11 protein-coding genes are annotated in these 18,576 nt (G+C 40.0%); 10 read left to right on the top strand and 1 reads right to left on the bottom strand.

What is annotated here, in order from left to right:
• Nucleotides 1–253 precede the first annotated feature (253 nt).
• Both KI375_RS12915 and KI375_RS12910 read left to right on the top strand, forming a co-directional pair.
• Nucleotides 254–940, top strand: a complete 687-nt coding sequence (locus KI375_RS12915) for a response regulator transcription factor (RefSeq protein WP_212973900.1) — start codon at nucleotides 254–256, stop codon at nucleotides 938–940.
• The gene (locus KI375_RS12910; RefSeq protein ID WP_244852604.1) at nucleotides 924–2,342 is read left to right on the top strand and encodes a HAMP domain-containing sensor histidine kinase; all 1,419 of its coding nucleotides are present in this window, start codon (nucleotides 924–926) and stop codon (nucleotides 2,340–2,342) included. Before KI375_RS12915 ends, KI375_RS12910 begins: the two co-directional genes overlap by 17 nt.
• Nucleotides 2,343–2,553: 211 nt before the next feature.
• Here KI375_RS12910 and KI375_RS12905 read toward each other — a convergent pair whose 3' ends face one another.
• Nucleotides 2,554–3,123, bottom strand: a complete 570-nt coding sequence (locus KI375_RS12905; RefSeq protein WP_212973899.1) for a phospholipase D-like domain-containing protein — start codon at nucleotides 3,121–3,123, stop codon at nucleotides 2,554–2,556.
• 1,567 nt (nucleotides 3,124–4,690) lie between these two features.
• Here KI375_RS12905 and KI375_RS12900 point away from each other — a divergent pair.
• The 8 genes from KI375_RS12900 to KI375_RS12865 all read left to right on the top strand — a co-directional run bounded on the left by KI375_RS12900 (nucleotide 4,691) and on the right by KI375_RS12865 (nucleotide 18,119).
• Nucleotides 4,691–5,476: a 2,3-dihydro-2,3-dihydroxybenzoate dehydrogenase gene (locus tag KI375_RS12900; RefSeq protein ID WP_212973898.1), complete on the top strand. Its 786-nt coding sequence runs from the start codon at nucleotides 4,691–4,693 to the stop codon at nucleotides 5,474–5,476.
• A 22-nt stretch (nucleotides 5,477–5,498) separates the two neighbouring features.
• The gene (dhbC, locus tag KI375_RS12895; protein WP_212973897.1) at nucleotides 5,499–6,710 is read left to right on the top strand and encodes an isochorismate synthase DhbC; all 1,212 of its coding nucleotides are present in this window, start codon (nucleotides 5,499–5,501) and stop codon (nucleotides 6,708–6,710) included.
• A gap of 50 nt (nucleotides 6,711–6,760) precedes the next feature.
• Entirely contained in the window at nucleotides 6,761–8,374 is a 1,614-nt protein-coding gene (locus KI375_RS12890) for a (2,3-dihydroxybenzoyl)adenylate synthase (protein ID WP_212973896.1), read from the top strand.
• Between the two features lie 188 nt (nucleotides 8,375–8,562).
• Nucleotides 8,563–9,462, top strand: a complete 900-nt coding sequence (locus tag KI375_RS12885) for an isochorismatase (RefSeq protein WP_212973975.1) — start codon at nucleotides 8,563–8,565, stop codon at nucleotides 9,460–9,462.
• 22 nt (nucleotides 9,463–9,484) lie between these two features.
• Nucleotides 9,485–16,648, top strand: a complete 7,164-nt coding sequence (locus KI375_RS12880; RefSeq protein WP_212973895.1) for an amino acid adenylation domain-containing protein — start codon at nucleotides 9,485–9,487, stop codon at nucleotides 16,646–16,648.
• A 15-nt stretch (nucleotides 16,649–16,663) separates the two neighbouring features.
• A complete protein-coding gene (locus KI375_RS12875) occupies nucleotides 16,664–16,885 on the top strand; it encodes an MbtH family protein (RefSeq protein WP_280528645.1) in 222 nt (73 codons plus the stop codon).
• A gap of 95 nt (nucleotides 16,886–16,980) precedes the next feature.
• Entirely contained in the window at nucleotides 16,981–17,397 is a 417-nt protein-coding gene (locus KI375_RS12870) for an MFS transporter (RefSeq protein WP_212973893.1), read from the top strand.
• Nucleotides 17,398–17,417: 20 nt separating this feature from the next.
• Complete coding sequence (locus KI375_RS12865; RefSeq protein WP_212973892.1) at nucleotides 17,418–18,119, top strand: 4'-phosphopantetheinyl transferase family protein; 702 nt, start codon at nucleotides 17,418–17,420, stop codon at nucleotides 18,117–18,119.
• Nucleotides 18,120–18,576 lie beyond the last annotated feature (457 nt).

Here is an 18,576-nt window from a genome sequence, read left to right as displayed (position 1 = left end):
GGGAAACATGTCAGACGGATGTCAAAGGTAGAGTTAATTTCGCTCAAAAGAGTTTTTTCCGATAACTTCCTTATTAATATAATTTAGAAGAACCTTTTGGGGATTTTCCCTCAAAAGGTTCTTGATAAGTTTAATTCTTATCTTTCAATTAACGGACTATTGACTTTTTCCTAACTTATTTCTGTGATAATGTTATGGAAGAAAAAAGCGCGGTTGAGTTAAACTTATGAAAAATTAGTTTTCAGGAGGTTCGGTGCTATTGAGAATTCTTGTTGTGGAAGATGAACATGCGATTAGCCGAGTATTAAAGGCTTATTTGCAAAGGGTTGGTTATGAAGTTGTCCAAGTATATGATGGGGATGATGTATTAAAGGAATTTCGCGAATGTTATCCCGATCTTATTTTGTTAGATGTTATGTTACCAAATAAAGATGGTTGGCAAATTTTAAAAGAAATAAGAACAGAAAGCAATTGTCCTGTTATCATGCTAACAGCTCTTGGTGATGTAAATGATCGGTTGGAAGGGTTAAAAATCGGAGCAGATGATTATATAATAAAACCCTTTGTCGCTGATGAGGTGGTTGCCCGTGTAAAAGCTGTATTAAGACGTTCTCAAGCAGATAGTGATAACCCCGTGAAACGTTTTGGGTGTTTAGAAATTAATTTAAAAGCACACCAGGTGATGGTGAATAAAAAGAATATCGCGCTAACCCCCCGTGATTTATCTGTTCTGTTATTTTTAGCAGAACATCCGAACCAAACATTCACGCGCGAGCAATTAATCGAACACATCTGGGGTTGGGATTACGATGGCAGCGATCGAGCCGTTGACCTTGCAATTAAACGAATTAGAAAGGCTTTGCAAGATTGGCCAAGTACAGAAGGTAAAATTAAAACACTCCGTGGATTGGGGTATCAGTTCAGTGTTTATCAAAAATAGAAACCATAAATCTCAAAAGAGCAAACGAGTTTCGCTACGCAGATATTGGACAAGCAGATATCTATTAACATTATGTATGGGACTTATTGTCGTTGCTCTTATTTCCGCTCTTTGGATCCGTCATACTACATTGGAAAATCGATTAGGCTTGATGTCAATACTTGCAGAGAATCTGGCAGATCAGATTGTTGCGACAAATAAGCAGGCACAACATCCTCCCGATTTTTTTCAAGAGAGAGAGATAAGAACCGAATTAGGTATCAATCCTTTTACTTATATAGTTAATACAGATGGACAAATCAGCTCAAGTAATCGGCCAACAGGCCCACTAGCACAGCAATTGGAACCTTCGATATTAAAAAATAAAGATACGTTTCAGAAATTGACCATTAGGGATCAAAAGTTTTATCTCGTGAAATCCTCTATTGAAATAGATGATTCAATCATTGGCTGGGTCGTCATGATCGAGTCCAAAGATAAATTAACCCATGTTAATCAAGAATACACTCAACTGGCCATTATGATTATTAGTCTGGCACTGCTTGGTTGGGGGGCAATCTATGTATTGTCAAACCGTTTAGCAAAACCGATTAAAGATGTAGCCGAAGCGGCAAAATTTGTCGCTGATGGAAATTATCAAATCAATATCGTAAATGAAAATAAAGAAAAAGAAGTTTATGAACTGATACATTCATTTAAAGAAATGACTAAAAAATTAGAAAGGCTCGAATCCTTGCGGAAAGAGCTACTGGCCGGTGTCACGCATGAATTGAAAACACCAGTAACTTCTATTAGTGGTTTATTACAGGCACTGAAAGATGAAGTGGTTACAGGAGATGAGGCGAAAGAGTTTTTAAACATATCATTAAATGAAGCAGAGAAAATGAAAACAATGGTTGAAGACTTACTTGCCTTCAATCAATTTGCCACAAATGCAGTTCCTGTCAATAAAGCAATCCATAATATTAGTGAAGTGGTGGATGATGCTATTTTTAGTTGGCAAGTCGCTCAAAAAGAGGTAGAAATTGAAATCAGCCTATATAAACTCAGTAATCCTGTTGAGATCTCTATTGATCCCATTCGCTTTCAGCAAATTATGACAAACTTGTTAAACAATGCCAAGCAAGCGATGGGGAATAAAGGTAAAGTTGTTATTACCTTGACAGAGGAGGAGACACAAATCGTTATCGATGTTTCCGATAGAGGAAGCGGGATACCAGAAACAGAACAGCCCTTCATATTCGAACGTTTTTTCCGTGGTGAAAAGAAAAAATATAAAATTAGAGGATTAGGTCTCGGATTAGCGTTAAGCAAAATGATAGCACAGGCCCTTGGTGGTGATTTAATTTTATTAAAAAGCTCTGTAGAAGGAACAACATTACGAATCACTTTACCCAAATGAACATTGGCTGTTATTTTATGAAAAGATTTTGGCTATCGATTATTTGATTATGTGCTTGAGCTAATCGTGGAGTAAACTCGAGTTTATAGGAAATAGAAGGAACAAATTCGAGTAGGGGGAAGGTAAAAACTCTCTATTCATCGTTTTTTTTGTTATAAATTATAAAGACGGCTTTTTCCTGGATGCTCTAATCGGAAAGGCCGTTAATTTATTATTCCCATTTTTTAAATTCATTCTGGTTCCATAAATCTGCAAATATATCTGTCCATTCTTTCGCTAGCTTTTCATTGGATAATGTTATAAGCTGTTCTAAATTTTCATTGGCAGATGCTTCAGTGTAATTATAAGAGCCAGTCACAATAAGACTCTCATCGATAACAGCCATTTTCAAGTGCATTTTTCGAGATGTATTTATTTTCACGTCAATCTGATTTCGCGAAAATTCATCCAGTATTGTTGCTCTGCTATCCTTTTCTGCTTTATTAGCATCTGTGATGACTCTAACATTAACTCCACGATTATTGGCATTAAGGACAGCTTGTGCAATCTCCTTATCTTCAAAATTATATATCGCAATGTCCAAACGATCATTCGCTTCATTGATAGCTTGAAGTAGAAGCGTTTTTGGATCATTCACAAGATCACTAAAAGCAAAATTGAATTCGGTCCTTTCAAAAGAATGCGGTGAATATTCCTTCGTCAGTAAGTTTATAAGAAGAAGCATATTCACAAGCAGAGAAATTGTGAACCCCCACAAGAGTAAAGTTTTAATATTAAACAATTCAACCCCTCCTAAATGAAGCAACTAAATTCATTATAAGTGTTCAATAAGTCGAGAAGATGTCTGTATAGCAAATAAATTATAGTGTCATTTCCTATTGTAGTACTTTCCTTTTTTGCATGTAAACTTTGGTTAGTGAATGTAGTAATAGTTTTCTCTCTTTAGAGGAAAGGCAAGAATAAGCTAAAAGAGATAAAAGTATCGGCGTAGTCGACACAGAACCTTGCCTACTGGAAAGGCTCTCATCCAGCGCTCAAAGTTTCCTCTCTGCACCCTCCCTGGAGGAATGTAGGGAAAATGTTTGCGAAAAGGAATCCCATGTTCTTTAGATATAGGAATGGTCAAAATGTTTATGAACACCTAGGAAATAAGGTAAACATCCTGCCTCAAAGAACGTAAAAATACGCCTTTAAAGGCGTATAAAGTGATCGTCAGTTCGCAGAAGGTTAATATCATTGTTGCCATTGGGGTAAGCCTGCTTGAAAGTCTGTTCCAAGCAGGCTTTTTCTATTAAAAAGCTGCAAAAAAGATAGTGAATGGGACTCTATTAGATTCACCACTGTATCTTTCGGGGATTACTATTTGTTGATTTATATGCTTGTCCTTTCCTTTTGTCAGATGGGGATAGGCAGCCATGATTGCTGCTAATCTAGCACGCTCTAATCTCATCTGTATACCATTTATATAAGCACTCATCAGCAAATAGCACTAGAAGCATGTGTACGTCTTAGCCATTATCAACATCAAATTTTTTACAAGCTGCCATGTTCTATTTTCGAATTCCCCAAATTATGTCCAAACTTCAATTAATACTTATATTTTATATCACTTGCCATCTCAGCTACAATTTTGCTCCAAATCGGCTAATTTAATCATATCGTTGCCAATTTTTAATTTGATCTGTGGGACTATTTATTTACGCGGTTGCAATGTATTACTGCACTATAAACAACTGATTATTTTTGGATGTTCGTTTACTACTTTCACCTGTTCCAAATGGATTTCCGTTCATCATTCCACGTGTATTTCCTTCACTAATACTATCTTTGTTCAAGTAAGTCATTACATTAGATAAAGTAATTCAACGGATAATGGACCTTTTATCTAGTTGCGTTCTGATAAACCCCATTCACATAATCACCCGTAAAGACGCTTCCCACGCGGAAAGTGTAGATTTAATTCTCATTCTGGTGGGCCCATGACTATTGTTTGGAATTTTTTTCTGAAGGGACATTAAAATTCGCAATAATCTTTCTGAAAATAAAGGTATTAAGTGTGACTTATGTTTGAAAACCTATAATTCTAAATACAAAAGATAAAATAAATTTTATAGAAAGGCTCATTGCTAACTAGCAACATGTGTATATAAGGCGAGAGCGTGTTAATAGGATGCAAGGTTAGAAAAACAAACGAAGGACTTAGTTACCAAATAGTAAAAAGACCATAAGTCCCTTGACTTCCTTTTTTTTAGCGTCTATCATGAATGACATTAAGTGATAATGAAAATCATTATCAATTAGACTGAGAAGTTATTACTTAAAATTGGACCTGGGAAAGGAATGGGCGAATGAATGAAAAAGGGGTTGCAGGAAAAATTGCTGTTGTTACAGGTGCGGCGGGAGGCATAGGGAAATTAATTGCTGAGCGGCTTGGTGAACATGGGGCAATGATAGCAGCAATTGATAAGAATGAGGGAGAACTCGCTAGATGTATAAAAAATTTGCAGGGAAAAGGATATCAGGCTTTAGCTTTTCCAACAGATATCTGTGATTTAGATAATGTAGAAGAAGCAATTTCTTTGATAGAAGCTAAACTGGGACCGATTGAAATTTTAATAAACGTAGCGGGAGCACTGCGGTTAGGATCAATAGATGTATTGGATAAAGAGGACTGGGGTATGAGCTTTGCAGTAAACGCGACTGGTGTATTTTATGTATCACAAGTAGTCAGCAGACACATGATTCCGCGTAAGAAGGGATCTATCGTTACTATAAGCTCTAATGCGGCTCACATGCCCAGAATGGAAATGGCAGCATATGGGGCTTCTAAGGCAGCGGCAACGATGTTTACAAAATGTCTCGGGTTGGAGCTGGCACAGCATAACATTCGCTGCAATGTTGTTTCTCCCGGTTCTACTGACACAAATATGCTAAGAAAGCTTTGGAAAAATGAAGCTGGCGCACAAGAAACGCTTGCTGGAAAACTAGAGGCATACCGTCTTGGTATTCCGCTGGGGAAAATTGGAAATCCGTCAGATATTGCTGAAGCCGTACTATTTTTTGTTTCTGATCATGCATCCCATATAACGATGCACGATATGGTTGTCGATGGAGGAGCAACCTTAGGTGTTTAATATAAAGGGAGGTAAGCAGAAAATGAGTAAAACAAGTGTTACTAAAACACGATCAATGCTGGATGCATATGAGCTGGGAGATTTCTTTCTGGCATCACCGAAGCGAACAATAATGGGTAAAGGTATTTTCTCAGTTGTTGATGAAGCGCCGAAGACTAAAAAACCCATATTAGGCCTAGCTGCACGGGTGGAAGAGGCCCTTGAACAAGCAAAGCGGGCAGGACATCCATATCCGATTGCTATGGGCGCAGTCCCTTTTGACTACTCCGAATATTCCGAAATAATCATTCCTAAAGAAGTGGACTTGTCTGGACCATTAGATATCACAGTAGAACAAAGGGGAAATTTTTCCTATATGCACCCTTATGAAATGCAGCCAATTCCGGAACCAGAGGAATATATGGACGGCGTTAACCAAGGGTTAGGGGAAATTTCCTTAGGGCATATCGACAAAATTGTTGTTTCCAGAGCTTTAGATTTTAAAACTGGGGAGCAAGTAGATGTTAAACAGCTTCTAAAAAATCTTGCGCAATATAACAAACAAGGTTATACATTTGCAGTTGATTTATCGGAAGAAAAAACATTAAGTAAAAAGAAGCGAACGGCAAATGGAAAACGTACACTAATTGGCGCGAGTCCCGAACTACTCGTATCAAAAAATGGCAAAACATTATTTGCAAATCCATTGGCAGGTTCTCGTCCTCGCAGTGATGATCCGGAGGAAGATCAGCGGAGAGCATTGGAACTGCTCAATTCTGAAAAGGATTTGTATGAACATGCTGTTGTTGTCGATATGGTCAGAGAAGCACTGACTCCTTTCTGTGAAACGATTGAAGTGCCAACTTTACCATCCTTAATTAAGACGGATGCGATGTGGCATCTTTCGACTGAAATATATGGAACATTAAAGCAAGCAAATACATCTTCTTTAGAGCTTGCTATCACATTGCATCCTACGCCAGCGGTATGTGGCTACCCAACAAGTTTAGCCCGTGACGCCATCTATGAAATTGAGCCATTTGACCGGGGTTTCTTTACTGGAATGGTAGGCTGGTGTGATGCGAATGGGGATGGAGAATGGATTGTAACGATTCGTTGTGCTGAGGTGAAAGAGCGTTCTATGCGTTTATTTGCAGGAGCGGGCGTTGTAGCAGGTTCGAAAGCGGAAGAAGAATTGAATGAAACAGAGGCGAAATTCAGAACAATGTTACATGCAATGGGCATAAAAGATTGAGTGACTGATCTAGGTATATTTATTAGAAAGTAAACAGGGAGGAATACACTTTGTTAGATGGATGTCAACCATGGCCTCACGAGGTTGCGGCCTTTTATCGTGAAAACGATTGCTGGCGAGGGGAAACTTTTGGACAAATCCTTCGGGAGAGAGCTGTAATTTTCGGTGATAACATTGCGATAACAAGCAGCGAAGAACAAATAAGCTATGCACAATTGGACGAGAGAGTAGATCAATTGGCTGCAGGTTTTCAAAGACTGGGTCTTAAAAAAGACGACAGGGTCGTAATCCAAATACCAAATACAGTAGAATTTTTTGAGGTTTGTTTTGCGCTGTTCAGATTGGGTGTACTACCAGTTTTTGCAATGCCATCACATCGATATAGTGAAATTCAATATTTTTGTGAGTTTTCAGAAGCAAAAGCTTATATCATGCCAGAACAACTGTCTGGATATGATTACCATCCCATGGCTAAAAAGGTACAGGAAAATACACCAACTTTAAAGCATATTATTACACTTGGTGAATCTAAAGAATTGGAGCGGTTAGCTGATCTATATATTAATGCTGATTATATACAGCCTGATGTATACCCGGATGACATTGCCTTTCTGCAACTGTCAGGTGGAAGTACGGGTCTTTCCAAGCTGATCCCACGTACACATGATGAATATATTTACAGTTTGCGCAGAAGTAATGAAATATGCGGACTAAACGAGCACAGTGTTTACCTGGCTACTTTGCCCATTGCACATAATTACCCACTGAGTTCACCAGGCGTGTTAGGCACACTTTATGCAGGAGCAAGGATTGTACTGTCATCGGGTCCAAGTCCGGATGAGACTTTTCCTTTAATTGAAAAGGAGAAGGTTACTATTACAGCACTTGTCCCACCGATAGCAATCATTTGGTTGGAAGCTATTAAAACTCGTTCGTATGATTTTTCCAGTCTGCAAGTTATTCAAGTTGGTGGTGCGCATTTCAGTCCGGAAACGGCCCGTCGCATCCAGCCGGCATTTGTCTGCAAATTGCAGCAGGTATACGGAATGGCAGAGGGATTAGTTAATTATACGAGACTTGATGATCCAGATGAAACTATCATTCATACCCAAGGACGTCCGATGTCACCTTATGATGAGATTCGCATTGTTGACGAAGAAGATCAAGAAGTTGCATTTGGAGAAGTAGGAGAACTGTTAACCAGGGGTCCCTACACCATTCGCGGATATTATAAAGCAGAAAGATATAATGCCAATGCATTTACTTCGGATGGATTTTACCGTACAGGAGATCTCGTCAGCCTAAATGAATCAGGTAACATTGTTGTGGAAGGTCGTGCTAAAGATCAAATTAACCGTGGCGGTGAAAAGATTGCTGCAGAGGAAGTTGAAGATCATATTATGGCACATCCCAATGTCTTGGATGTCGCGGTCGTCTCCATGCCTGACAAATATTTCGTTGAACGGTCATGTGCATTTATTATTCCATATGAGAAAACACTGTCTAAAGCAAAAATTAAGGAGTTTCTGAACGAAAGAGGTATTGCAGATTTTAAGATTCCTGATCGTGTGGAAATAGTTGATACTTTTCCACAAACACCTTTTGGAAAGGTTAGTAAAAAAGCATTGCGAGAAATAATTATAAAAAAACTAGCAAACGTATAAAAATAATAGATTGTTTTCTAAATGGTTGCTGTTTATGAAGAAACATATACCCTCACAAGCAGTGCGTATACACGTAGACTTTTAGAAGAAAGACCCGAAGTGCATGAGACGCCCATAGAAAGATGAGTATGCAGGCAGCAACAACTATGCGAAAGCAACCAAATAATAAAAGAAAAGGAAGTGTTTTAATGGGTATTCCTACTATCCAATCATATCTGATGCCAAGCGTATCGGAGTTTCCGAAAAATAAAGTATCTTGGCAGGTGGATCCGGACAGGGCCGTTCTGCTTATTCATGACATGCAACATTACTTTTTAAACTTCTATAATACAGAACAATCTCCGGTAACTGAACTGGTACATCATATTGAAATGCTGAAAAGAAAGTGTAAAGAACAGAATATTCCAGTTGTTTATACAGCGCAGCCAGGAGATCAGGATCTTGCAGACAGAGCCCTCCTTACAGACTTCTGGGGTGAAGGACTTGCAGATGATCCAGCTCAAACAGATATTATTAATGCGCTCGCGCCAGAACCGAATGATCTTATCCTTACAAAATGGCGGTACAGTGCATTTAAAAAGTCAGATTTTCTGAATGTTTTACAGGAGCAAGGACGTGACCAATTAATTATTTGTGGGATATATGCACATATTGGTTGCTTAATTACAGCTGCTGAAGCATTCATGTATGATATACAGCCTTTCTTCGTGGCCGATGCAGTTGCAGACTTTTCCTTAGATGAACATACCATGGCAATGGAATATGTAGCAAAACGATGTGCTGTGACCATTTCTACGGCCGATTTAATAAGAGCACTGCAAGGGGATACGGAAGAAGAATCAGACATGAAAGACACGTTTACATTTGAAACAATTCGTAAACAAGTTGCTGAAATGCTAGATGTACGGCCAGAGGAGCTTTCAGATACAGATGATTTAATCAGTATGGGACTGGATTCGATTCGACTGATGAGCTTAGTTGAACTATGGAGACAAGACGGATTAGAAATTAATTTTATGGAACTAGCTGAGAAAAAAACATTATCTGAATGGTGGAGTTTAATAGAACGAATGAAAGCAAAAGTATAAAACTTTAGGAGGTTGCTAGCTTATGTCTAACATGATGGCGGGGCATCAATCATTAACCGGTGCACAAGCCGGAATCTGGTATGCGCAGCAGTTGGAACCGGATAACCCTATTTATAACACAGCTGAGTACGTTGAAATAAATGGCAGGCTGATTCTGGAATACTTTGAGCAGGCATTACGACAGGCAATTGAAGAAGCCGACTCGCTCCATTCCAGATTTAGAGAAGATAAATCCGGACCTTGGCAGGATATTCGTGAAAAGAGAGATTTTTCATTGCAATTTATAGATGTAAGCGGTGAGGCGAATTCTCGTCAGGCCGCCGAAGTTTGGATGACGGCTAATCTTTCTAAACCGATAGATCTGACAAAGGATATGCTGTTTAAGCAGGCGCTGCTTAAGGTTGAGGAGGATCAGTATTTCTGGTATCAGCGTATTCATCATATTGCCGCCGATGCATTTGGATTTTCCCTTATCGTACAGCGCGTTGCGGGTATCTATACATCGCTCGTACAACACGAGCCTGTTGCAGGAGATAAATTGGGGGACTTCCAAGAAGTGTTGGATGAACATGCAACATACATTACCTCAGAAAAATACATACAAGATCGTACGTTTTGGATGGAGTGTTTTAGTGATCAACCAGAGGTAGTAAGCCTTGCTGATATTTCGCCGCGATTATCTAAAGAAATTATCCATGAGACAGGCTATTTGTCTGTAGATACAATGGATCAGTTGAAACAAGTCGCGCGAGCAAACGGTGGGAATTGGTATGAGGTTATTGTAGCAGCTATTGCCATGTATATGCAAAGGTTAACGAGCAGTGAAGATGTTGTCCTCTGTTTACCGATGATGTGCCGTATGGGGACATCTTCGGTAAGGGTTCCTGCAATGGTAATGAATTTACTGCCATTACGCCTAGCGGTACGTCCTGATATGAGCTTTTCAGAGTTAATGAAGCAAGTTAATCAGGAAATGAAACAAGTTCGGGATCATCAGCATTACAGGCATGAGACGTTGCGCCGTGATCTGAAGCTGTTGGGGGAGAATCAGCGCTTATTCGGTCCACAAATTAACATGATGCCGTTTGATTATGGATTGAATTTTGGCGGGATTAGAGGGACGACACATAAGCTTCATACAGGACCAGTGGACGATCTTTCATTGAATATTTATGATCAGCGTGACGGAAAAGGTGTGAGAGTCGACCTTGACGCGAATGCTGATATTTATCAAGTACAGGAAATAGAACTTCATCTTCAGCGTATACTGTATCTAATAGAAAATATTGCTAAGACAAATGCGGATTTGGCTGTTGCTAATATAAAGACAATTTTACCAGAGGAATACGATAATGTAATCAATAATTGGAACGAGACATATCAGAGCCTTTCTTATACAACTGTAGTTGAAATGTTCACAAGTCAGGTTATGCATACACCGTCGGCTGAAGCTTTGCGATTTGAAGGAAAGAAGCTATCTTATGAAGTGTTAAATGAGCAAGTGAATCGTTTGGCACATTTGCTCGAAGAACAAGGGCTTGGCCCGGAGAAGTTTGCTGCTTTGGCATTGCCAAGATCTGAAGATATGGTCATTGCCATGTTAGCTGTTCTGAAAACTGGCGCAGCCTATTTACCAATTGACCCAGATTATCCTTCTGACCGCATTGCTTATATGCTTGAAGATGCACAGCCTGTTTGTTTGCTGACGTATGAGGAGATACAACACGATTTGCCGGAAAGTGAAGTACCAAAGCTAGTGTTGGATAATCCAGTTGTCCGAGAAAAATTAGCTGCTTATGCTTATATCGACTTTTCTTGTAAACCAGTAGCACCACAGCATCCGGCATATATAATCTATACTTCTGGTTCTACAGGGCGTCCGAAAGGGGTTGTTGTTACGGGAGAGAGCTTGGTCAACTTCCTTCTCTCTATGCAGGATAGATTTAAATTAGATGGGATGGATCGGTTGTTGGCTGTTACGACAATCGCTTTTGATATATCCGCGTTGGAAATATTCCTTCCGTTAATTAGCGGGGCAATTTGTGTTGTTGCACAGAAGGAAACGATTAAAGATCCGGCTGCGTTAGCGTATTTGATTGAAGAAAATCATATCTCAATTATGCAGGCGACACCTACACATTGGCACGCCCTTGTTACCACCAATCCAGAAAAAATACATGGACTAAGGGTACTTGTCGGTGGAGAGGCAATTGCCGCTAATTTAGTAGAAGCATTGCATGACGTTGATTGTGAAGTAACAAATCTTTATGGACCGACAGAAACAACGATATGGTCTACAGCAATTACTTTGAAATCTGAGAGAGCGGCTGTTCCTTCCGTTGGCCACCCAATTGGAAACACGCAAACTTTCATACTGGATTCCGCGTTAATGCCTGTTCCACCCGGGGCGAGTGGAGACTTATATATCGCAGGCAAAGGGCTGGCGCGAGGGTATCTTAACCGCCCGGATTTAACTGCGGAAACTTTCATCGCTAATCCATACGGCGCACCCGGAGAACGGATGTATCGCACTGGCGACATTGCTCGCTGGCGACCAGATGGATCACTGGAGTATATTGGTAGATCGGACCATCAAGTCAAAATTCGCGGTTTTAGAATAGAACTGGGAGAGATTGAAGCGGTTTTGGCAAAAGTCGCTGCAGTCAATCAGGTAGTAGTTGTGGCTAGAGAAGATCAGCCTGGAGATAAACGTGTAATTGCATATCTTGTGCCTGAGGAAGAAGAAGTTATTGATCTTATTGAACTTCGTCAAACTGCGCAAACTCAGTTGCCAGCCTACATGGTTCCGTCTGCTTTCGTAACAATAGGCACATTTCCGCTGACGCCGAATAAGAAAATTGACCGGAAAGCATTGCCGGCTCCAACCTTTGAAAAAGGTGACTATAGTCGAGAACCAAGAACACCACAAGAAGAAATTTTATGTGATTTGTTTAAACAAGTGCTGGATGTTCCACAAATAGGAATTGATGACAATTTCTTTGATCTGGGTGGCCATTCCTTGCTCGCTGCTCGATTAATGAATTATATTCGTGAAGTGTTTGAGGTTGAACTTAGCATTGGTAAGCTTTTTGAAACACCAACAGTTGCAGGTCTAGTTAAAAAGTTGGCGCAAGGGAAACAAGTGAGACCCCCTGTTAACAGGACAGAAACTAAAGACATCATTCCACTATCATTCGCACAGCGTCGATTATGGTTTCTTTATCAGTTAGAAGGACCGAGCCCGACTTATAATATTCCGGTTGTTGTTCATTTATCAGGAAAATTGGAACAAGACGCGTTGCAGAAAGCGATCATTGATGTGGTTGCTCGGCATGAATCTTTAAGAACAATTTTTCCCGAACAAGCGGGTACTGCCCGACAGCTAATATTGGATGTAGAAGCTGCCAAACCGATGCTGCATGTACATCAAATAGAAGAATCGGAATTAACCGAACGATTAAACAAGGCTGTAAAACACTGCTTTAACTTAGCTGAAGAACCTGCATTTCGCGTAGAGCTTTTTAAAGTGGGAGCGAACAAGTATGTACTGGTATTGTTGCTCCATCACATTGTTGGTGATGGCTGGTCCCTAACCCCTTTGACAGAGGACTTGAAGGCAGCGTATATTGGCCAGCTTCAGGAAGAAGGAACACAATGGTCGGACCTACCTGTACAATATGCGGATTATGCATTGTGGCAGGAAAAGTTGCTTGAAAATAAACAGGATGAGGAATGTCTGGCTGAAGTGCAGCTTGATTACTGGGTGGAAACATTAGCGGACTTGCCCAATCATTTGGAGTTGCCAACAGACTATCCACGTCCATTAGAGTCGAGCTATCAAGGAGAGACATATCATTTTACGATTGATCCAAAAATGCATCAGCAGCTGCTTCATATTTCAGCAAAGAATGGGGTCAGCTTGTTTATGACACTGCAAGCAGGGCTTACTGCTTTGTTAACTCGGCTAGGAGCGGGCACTGATATACCATTAGGAAGTCCTGTAGCTGGAAGAAATGACGATGCATTAACTGACCTCGTAGGGCTGTTTATTAACACGTTGGTATTGCGTACAGATACATCCGGTGATCCAAGCTTTAAGGAATTACTTAACAGAGTGAGGAAGGTAAATATTAATGCTTATGAAAATCAGGATCTGCCTTTTGAGCGATTAGTGGAAGCACTTAATCCTGTACGATCCAGATCAAAGCATCCATTATTCCAGATCATGCTTGCATTACAAAATACACCTAATCCAAAACTTGATTTACCTGAACTTAAGAGTGATTTGTCTATTTATAGCGTCGGAGCAGCTAAATTTGATTTTACTTTAGAATTTCGTGAACGTGTGAATGAAACAGGGGAGGCCAATGGTTTAGACGCTTTTCTTGAGTATAGCACGGATTTGTTTACTAAAGAAACGATTGTATTGATGGTAAAGCGGCTCATCCGCTTACTAGAATCTGCAGTAATGGATCCTGACCAGTCGATTGGGCGTCTGGAAATATTGGAAAAGGAAGAAAAGCAAAAATTACTTATGCATGGAAATAAGAATCAGACTGTAGTAGAAGCATGCTTACCATCACAATTTGAGAAACAAGTAATGCTTGAACCGGCAAATATAGCTCTTATCTTTGAGAATGAGCAGATGACTTATGAATCTTTAAATCAAAAGGTGAACCGGCTTGCGCATTTATTAATAGAAAATGGCGTTGGTCCGGAGCAATTTGTAGCTCTAGCCTTACCAAGATCATTTGACATGGTAATCGGCTTGCTTGGCATATTAAAAGCGGGTGCCGGTTATGTGCCACTTGATCCGAATTATCCGAGTGAACGTATTGCATTTATGATGGAAGATGCAAAGCCGGTATTGGTCATCACGAATGAGGAATATATGGACAAGCTACCTGTCGGTGATTCCATACCATGCCTTGTTTTAGATGCAAAAGAAATAAATGAAAAATTAAGTGGACAGAAGGCTACTAATCCAACAGACTTGGAACGAATACAACCATTACAGCCGCTTCATCCAGCATATATTATTTATACATCAGGGTCCACCGGTTTACCTAAGGGCGTAGTAATACCACATCAAAATGTGAATCGCTTGCTTGGATCGACAGACAATTGGTTCCAATTTAATGGGGATGATGTATGGACATTATTCCATTCCTATGCATTTGACTTTTCTGTATGGGAAATGTGGGGTGCTCTTCTGTATGGAGGAAGACTTGTCATTGTTCCACATGAGATTAGTCGTTCACCTGTTGAATTTCTACAGTTACTTGTTAACGAAAGGGTTACTGTACTAAACCAGACACCTTCTGCTTTTTATCAATTAATGCAGGCGGATAGGGAGCAGCAAAAAATTGGTCAGCAATTGAAGTTAAGATATGTCATTTTTGGCGGGGAAGCACTTGAACTCAGTCGCTTGGAAGATTGGTATACAAGACACGCAGAGGATGCGCCAAAATTGATTAATATGTATGGCATTACTGAAACGACTGTACATGTTACCTACATGGAACTTGATAAAAGTTCGGTATCTTCCCGGGCGAACAGTATCATTGGAGAAGGTATACAGGATCTTGAGATATATGTATTGGATAAGTTTTTGCAGCCCGTACCTATAGGCGTCGTAGGAGAAATGTACGTATCCGGACCCGGATTGGCACGAGGTTATATTGGAAGACCAGATTTAACTGCAGAACGATTCTTGGCAAATCCATATGGTGAAAGAGGATCAAGGATGTATCGCACAGGAGATTTAGCCTGCTGGAAAGAATACGGAATGTTAGATTACATCGGGCGTGCTGATCAGCAAGTGAAAATCAGGGGATTTAGGATTGAGTTAGGAGAGATTGAATATGTGCTTTCCGAACATCCTGACATAGGGCAGGCAGCCGTCATGAGCAGGGAAGATCACCCCGGAGATCGGCGGCTTATCGCCTATATTATTTTAAAGGCAAATGCAAATAAAGAGAATACAGATATACGGCGCTGGACCGCAAAACGTTTACCTGATTATATGGTACCTTCAGCATTTATAATAATTGATGAATTTCCATTAACCCCTAATGGAAAGTTGGATCACAAGGCATTACCTCAGCCGGATTATTCAGCCGAAGCGACTGAGCGAGGGCCAAGAACTCCTAAGGAGGAAATGCTATGTGATCTGTTTATGGAAGTACTGGATTTGCCATATGTTGGGATTAATGATGAGTTTTTTCACCTTGGTGGTCATTCCTTACTCGCTGTACAGTTAATGACACGAATTAAAGAGGCCTTCGGGATTGAATTGAGTATTGGTAATCTGTTTGAGTCGCCCACTGTTGCCGGACTCGCTGAACGATTGGAGGTAGGTGACAATAACAGTGCGCTTGATGTTCTATTACCACTTCGTACAAGTGGGATTTTTTCGCCATTATTCTGTGTCCATCCAGCTGGCGGACTAAGTTGGTGTTATGCCGGTCTTATGAAAGAATTAAGTAGAGATTATCCAATTTATGGTCTGCAGGCACGAGGAATTTCTGAACCAGAAAGGCATCCAAACTCATTAGATGAAATGGTTGCAGATTATATTGAAGAGCTGCAAAGTATCCAGCCTGAGGGACCTTATTACTTGCTTGGCTGGTCATTGGGAGGGAATATCATTCAAGCAATGGCAACAAAGCTGCAAAAGCAGGGAAAAGAAGTCGCATTAGTTGCCATGTTAGATGCATATCCAAATCATTTTCTCCCAATTAAGAAAGCTCCTGATGAGGAGGAAGCGCTCATAGCTTTACTTGCCTTGGGAGGGTATGATCCTGAAAGCTTAAGCGAGGGGCCACTTGATCTTGAACATGCAATCGAATTGTTGAGAAAAGATGGAAGTGCATTAGCAAATTTAGATGATGTTACGATAACAAACCTGAAGGAAACATATGTAAAGTCCGTTCATAATCTAAGTGAATTTGAACCAAAAACGTTCACAGGTGATATTCTCTTTTTCCGTTCGACTATTACTCCTGAATGGTTCGAGCCTATTTCTATCAGTGCATGGGATCCTTATATTAACGGCAAGATTGAAGCATACGACATTCATTGCCGTCATAAGGATATGTGCCAGCCGGAACCATTGGCAGAAATCGGAGAAATCCTGTCTAAAAAATTAAGTGAATTACATCAATATACTCTAATAGATTCGTAGAAGGAGAGATAAATGATGAGCAATCCTTTTGAAAATTCGGATGGATCTTATTTCGTTTTAATAAATGAAGAAGGCCAATATTCTCTTTGGCCAGACTTTCTTGAAATTCCAGCAGGCTGGGATAAGCCTTATGGAGCAGCTAATCGTCAAGAGTGCTTAGATTATATAACATCCCGTTGGTGTAACTTAATGCCAAATAGCTTGAAATCAGTTGAAACTATCTACAACGGGAAGTAGTAGTGGAAAAATTTTCATGTTGAGGTTGCTGTACGCGTCGTATATGTATTGGCTATGTTTATGTCAGCCTTGGATAGTACGCAGCAATAGGGAGAGTGTTTCATGTTCCTCCTCCAGCCATGGGCACAATAAATATCGGCTATCTTATCAGTCTCGCTATGTTTCTTCCAGTAGCGGGCTGGATGGGTGACCGTTTTTGGAATAAAACGTATATTTCTAAGTGCACTAGGTATATTTACCATTGCATCAGTTTTATGCGGGTTCGCGTAAAATATGTCACGTTAAACCTATTTAGACTTCTTCAAGGTAGGGGGGCAGGTTTAATTCCTCCTGTAGGAAGGGCGACACTATTTAGAACATTTTCCAATGAAGAACGGCCAAAACTATCTTGGTTACTTATTATGCTGATTGCATTTGCACCTGCACTGTGGCTGGTGATTGGTGGATTTCTCGTAAGCGTTCTTTCTTGGTGGTGGATATTTTATATAAATATTCCAATTGGACATAGCTGATGTGAAAGGAGCAAATCGGTTTGGTTGAAGTATATATTTGTAAATTACCTGAAAAAACAAGCCAAGAGGAGTTAAAAGTGCTACTTGCACAAGCATCTTATGACAGACAAAAGCGTATACGACAATTTTTCCATCTTGAAGATGCGTATCGAACAATAATAGGTGATTTGTTACTAGATAATGTATTAAAAGAACGGACAGGTGCTAGATTGAAAGATATTACTGTGGAGAAAAATGCGTACGGCAAACCATTTTTGCCTAACTACCCTCATATTCAATATAATATCTCACATTCAGGTAATTATGTTGTCTGTGCAGTACACAACCAGCATGTGGGTATTGATGTGGAAAAAGTGCAGGTGTTTGATTTATGTATGGCTAAACAGCTTTTTACCGCGTTTGAATATCGGGATATACTCAATTCAAAAAATAGAATTCTTGCATGCTATGAAATTTGGACGCTAAAAGAGAGCTATGTTAAAGCATTAGGAAAGGGACTGGCAATCCCACTTCATTCTTTTCGGGTTAGAAAATCAGACAATAACGAGATAGAGGTTGTTGATATGGATAAAAATGAGAAGGTGCTAGACTACATGTACAAACAATACACGCTGGATACTGATTATAAGCTTGCTGTATGCGCACAAGATGCAGAAAAAAGTGATTTTGTTGAATACCCTTGCGAGGTACGTTTTGATATATTAAGTGAAAGAGTAAATTAGAATTTAAGTAGGCGTTAATGGATGGCGTAGTTGTTGTTCGCCAAAGCTTATCCTCTGCACCCTCCTGGAGGCTTGTAAGGAAAATGTCTGCGAAAAAGAGCGTTAATATCGTTGTCATATCAATTTTTACAGCCTCTTCTCGAGAGAATCGGGAAGGGGTTTAACTGTATTGAATCCTTTTTTTAAAAAGTCGAGAAAATCATTGATCGTGCCTGCTATTGATCATGATGTCATTTTTCCGTGTTAATCACCTTCAAGAAGTGTCACTAATTCCCTCTTTCTAATACCAGTAAACAGTAGCGTTCTGAATAAGGCATATTCCCTAAAAGCCTAAGAAAATACCGGGCCGTATCCTTTTTTCAATGAATTACACTTTTCATCTGCGCGATGGCCAGTGGAGAAGCCAAATTGTATAGGACCTTGCATCTTGCCGCTGGTTTCATAGCACCCTGGAGTT

This window comes from Bacillus sp. J14TS2 (assembly GCF_018333015.1).
GTDB lineage: Bacteria > Bacillota > Bacilli > Bacillales > Bacillaceae_C > Lederbergia.
Note: the sequence above shows the minus strand (reverse complement) of the source record. Positions and strands in the feature narration are given on the sequence as shown.

Excerpts from the sequence above, each read along its gene's own strand:
- KI375_RS12900 (WP_212973898.1), top strand. The coding sequence starts at position 4,691 with ATGAATGAAAAAGGGGTTGCAGGAAAAATTGCTGTTGTTACAGGTGCG.
- dhbC (WP_212973897.1), top strand. The coding sequence starts at position 5,499 with ATGAGTAAAACAAGTGTTACTAAAACACGATCAATGCTGGATGCATAT.
- KI375_RS12885 (WP_212973975.1), top strand. The coding sequence starts at position 8,563 with ATGGGTATTCCTACTATCCAATCATATCTGATGCCAAGCGTATCGGAG.
- KI375_RS12880 (WP_212973895.1), top strand. The coding sequence starts at position 9,485 with ATGTCTAACATGATGGCGGGGCATCAATCATTAACCGGTGCACAAGCC.
- KI375_RS12875 (WP_280528645.1), top strand. The coding sequence starts at position 16,664 with ATGAGCAATCCTTTTGAAAATTCGGATGGATCTTATTTCGTTTTAATA.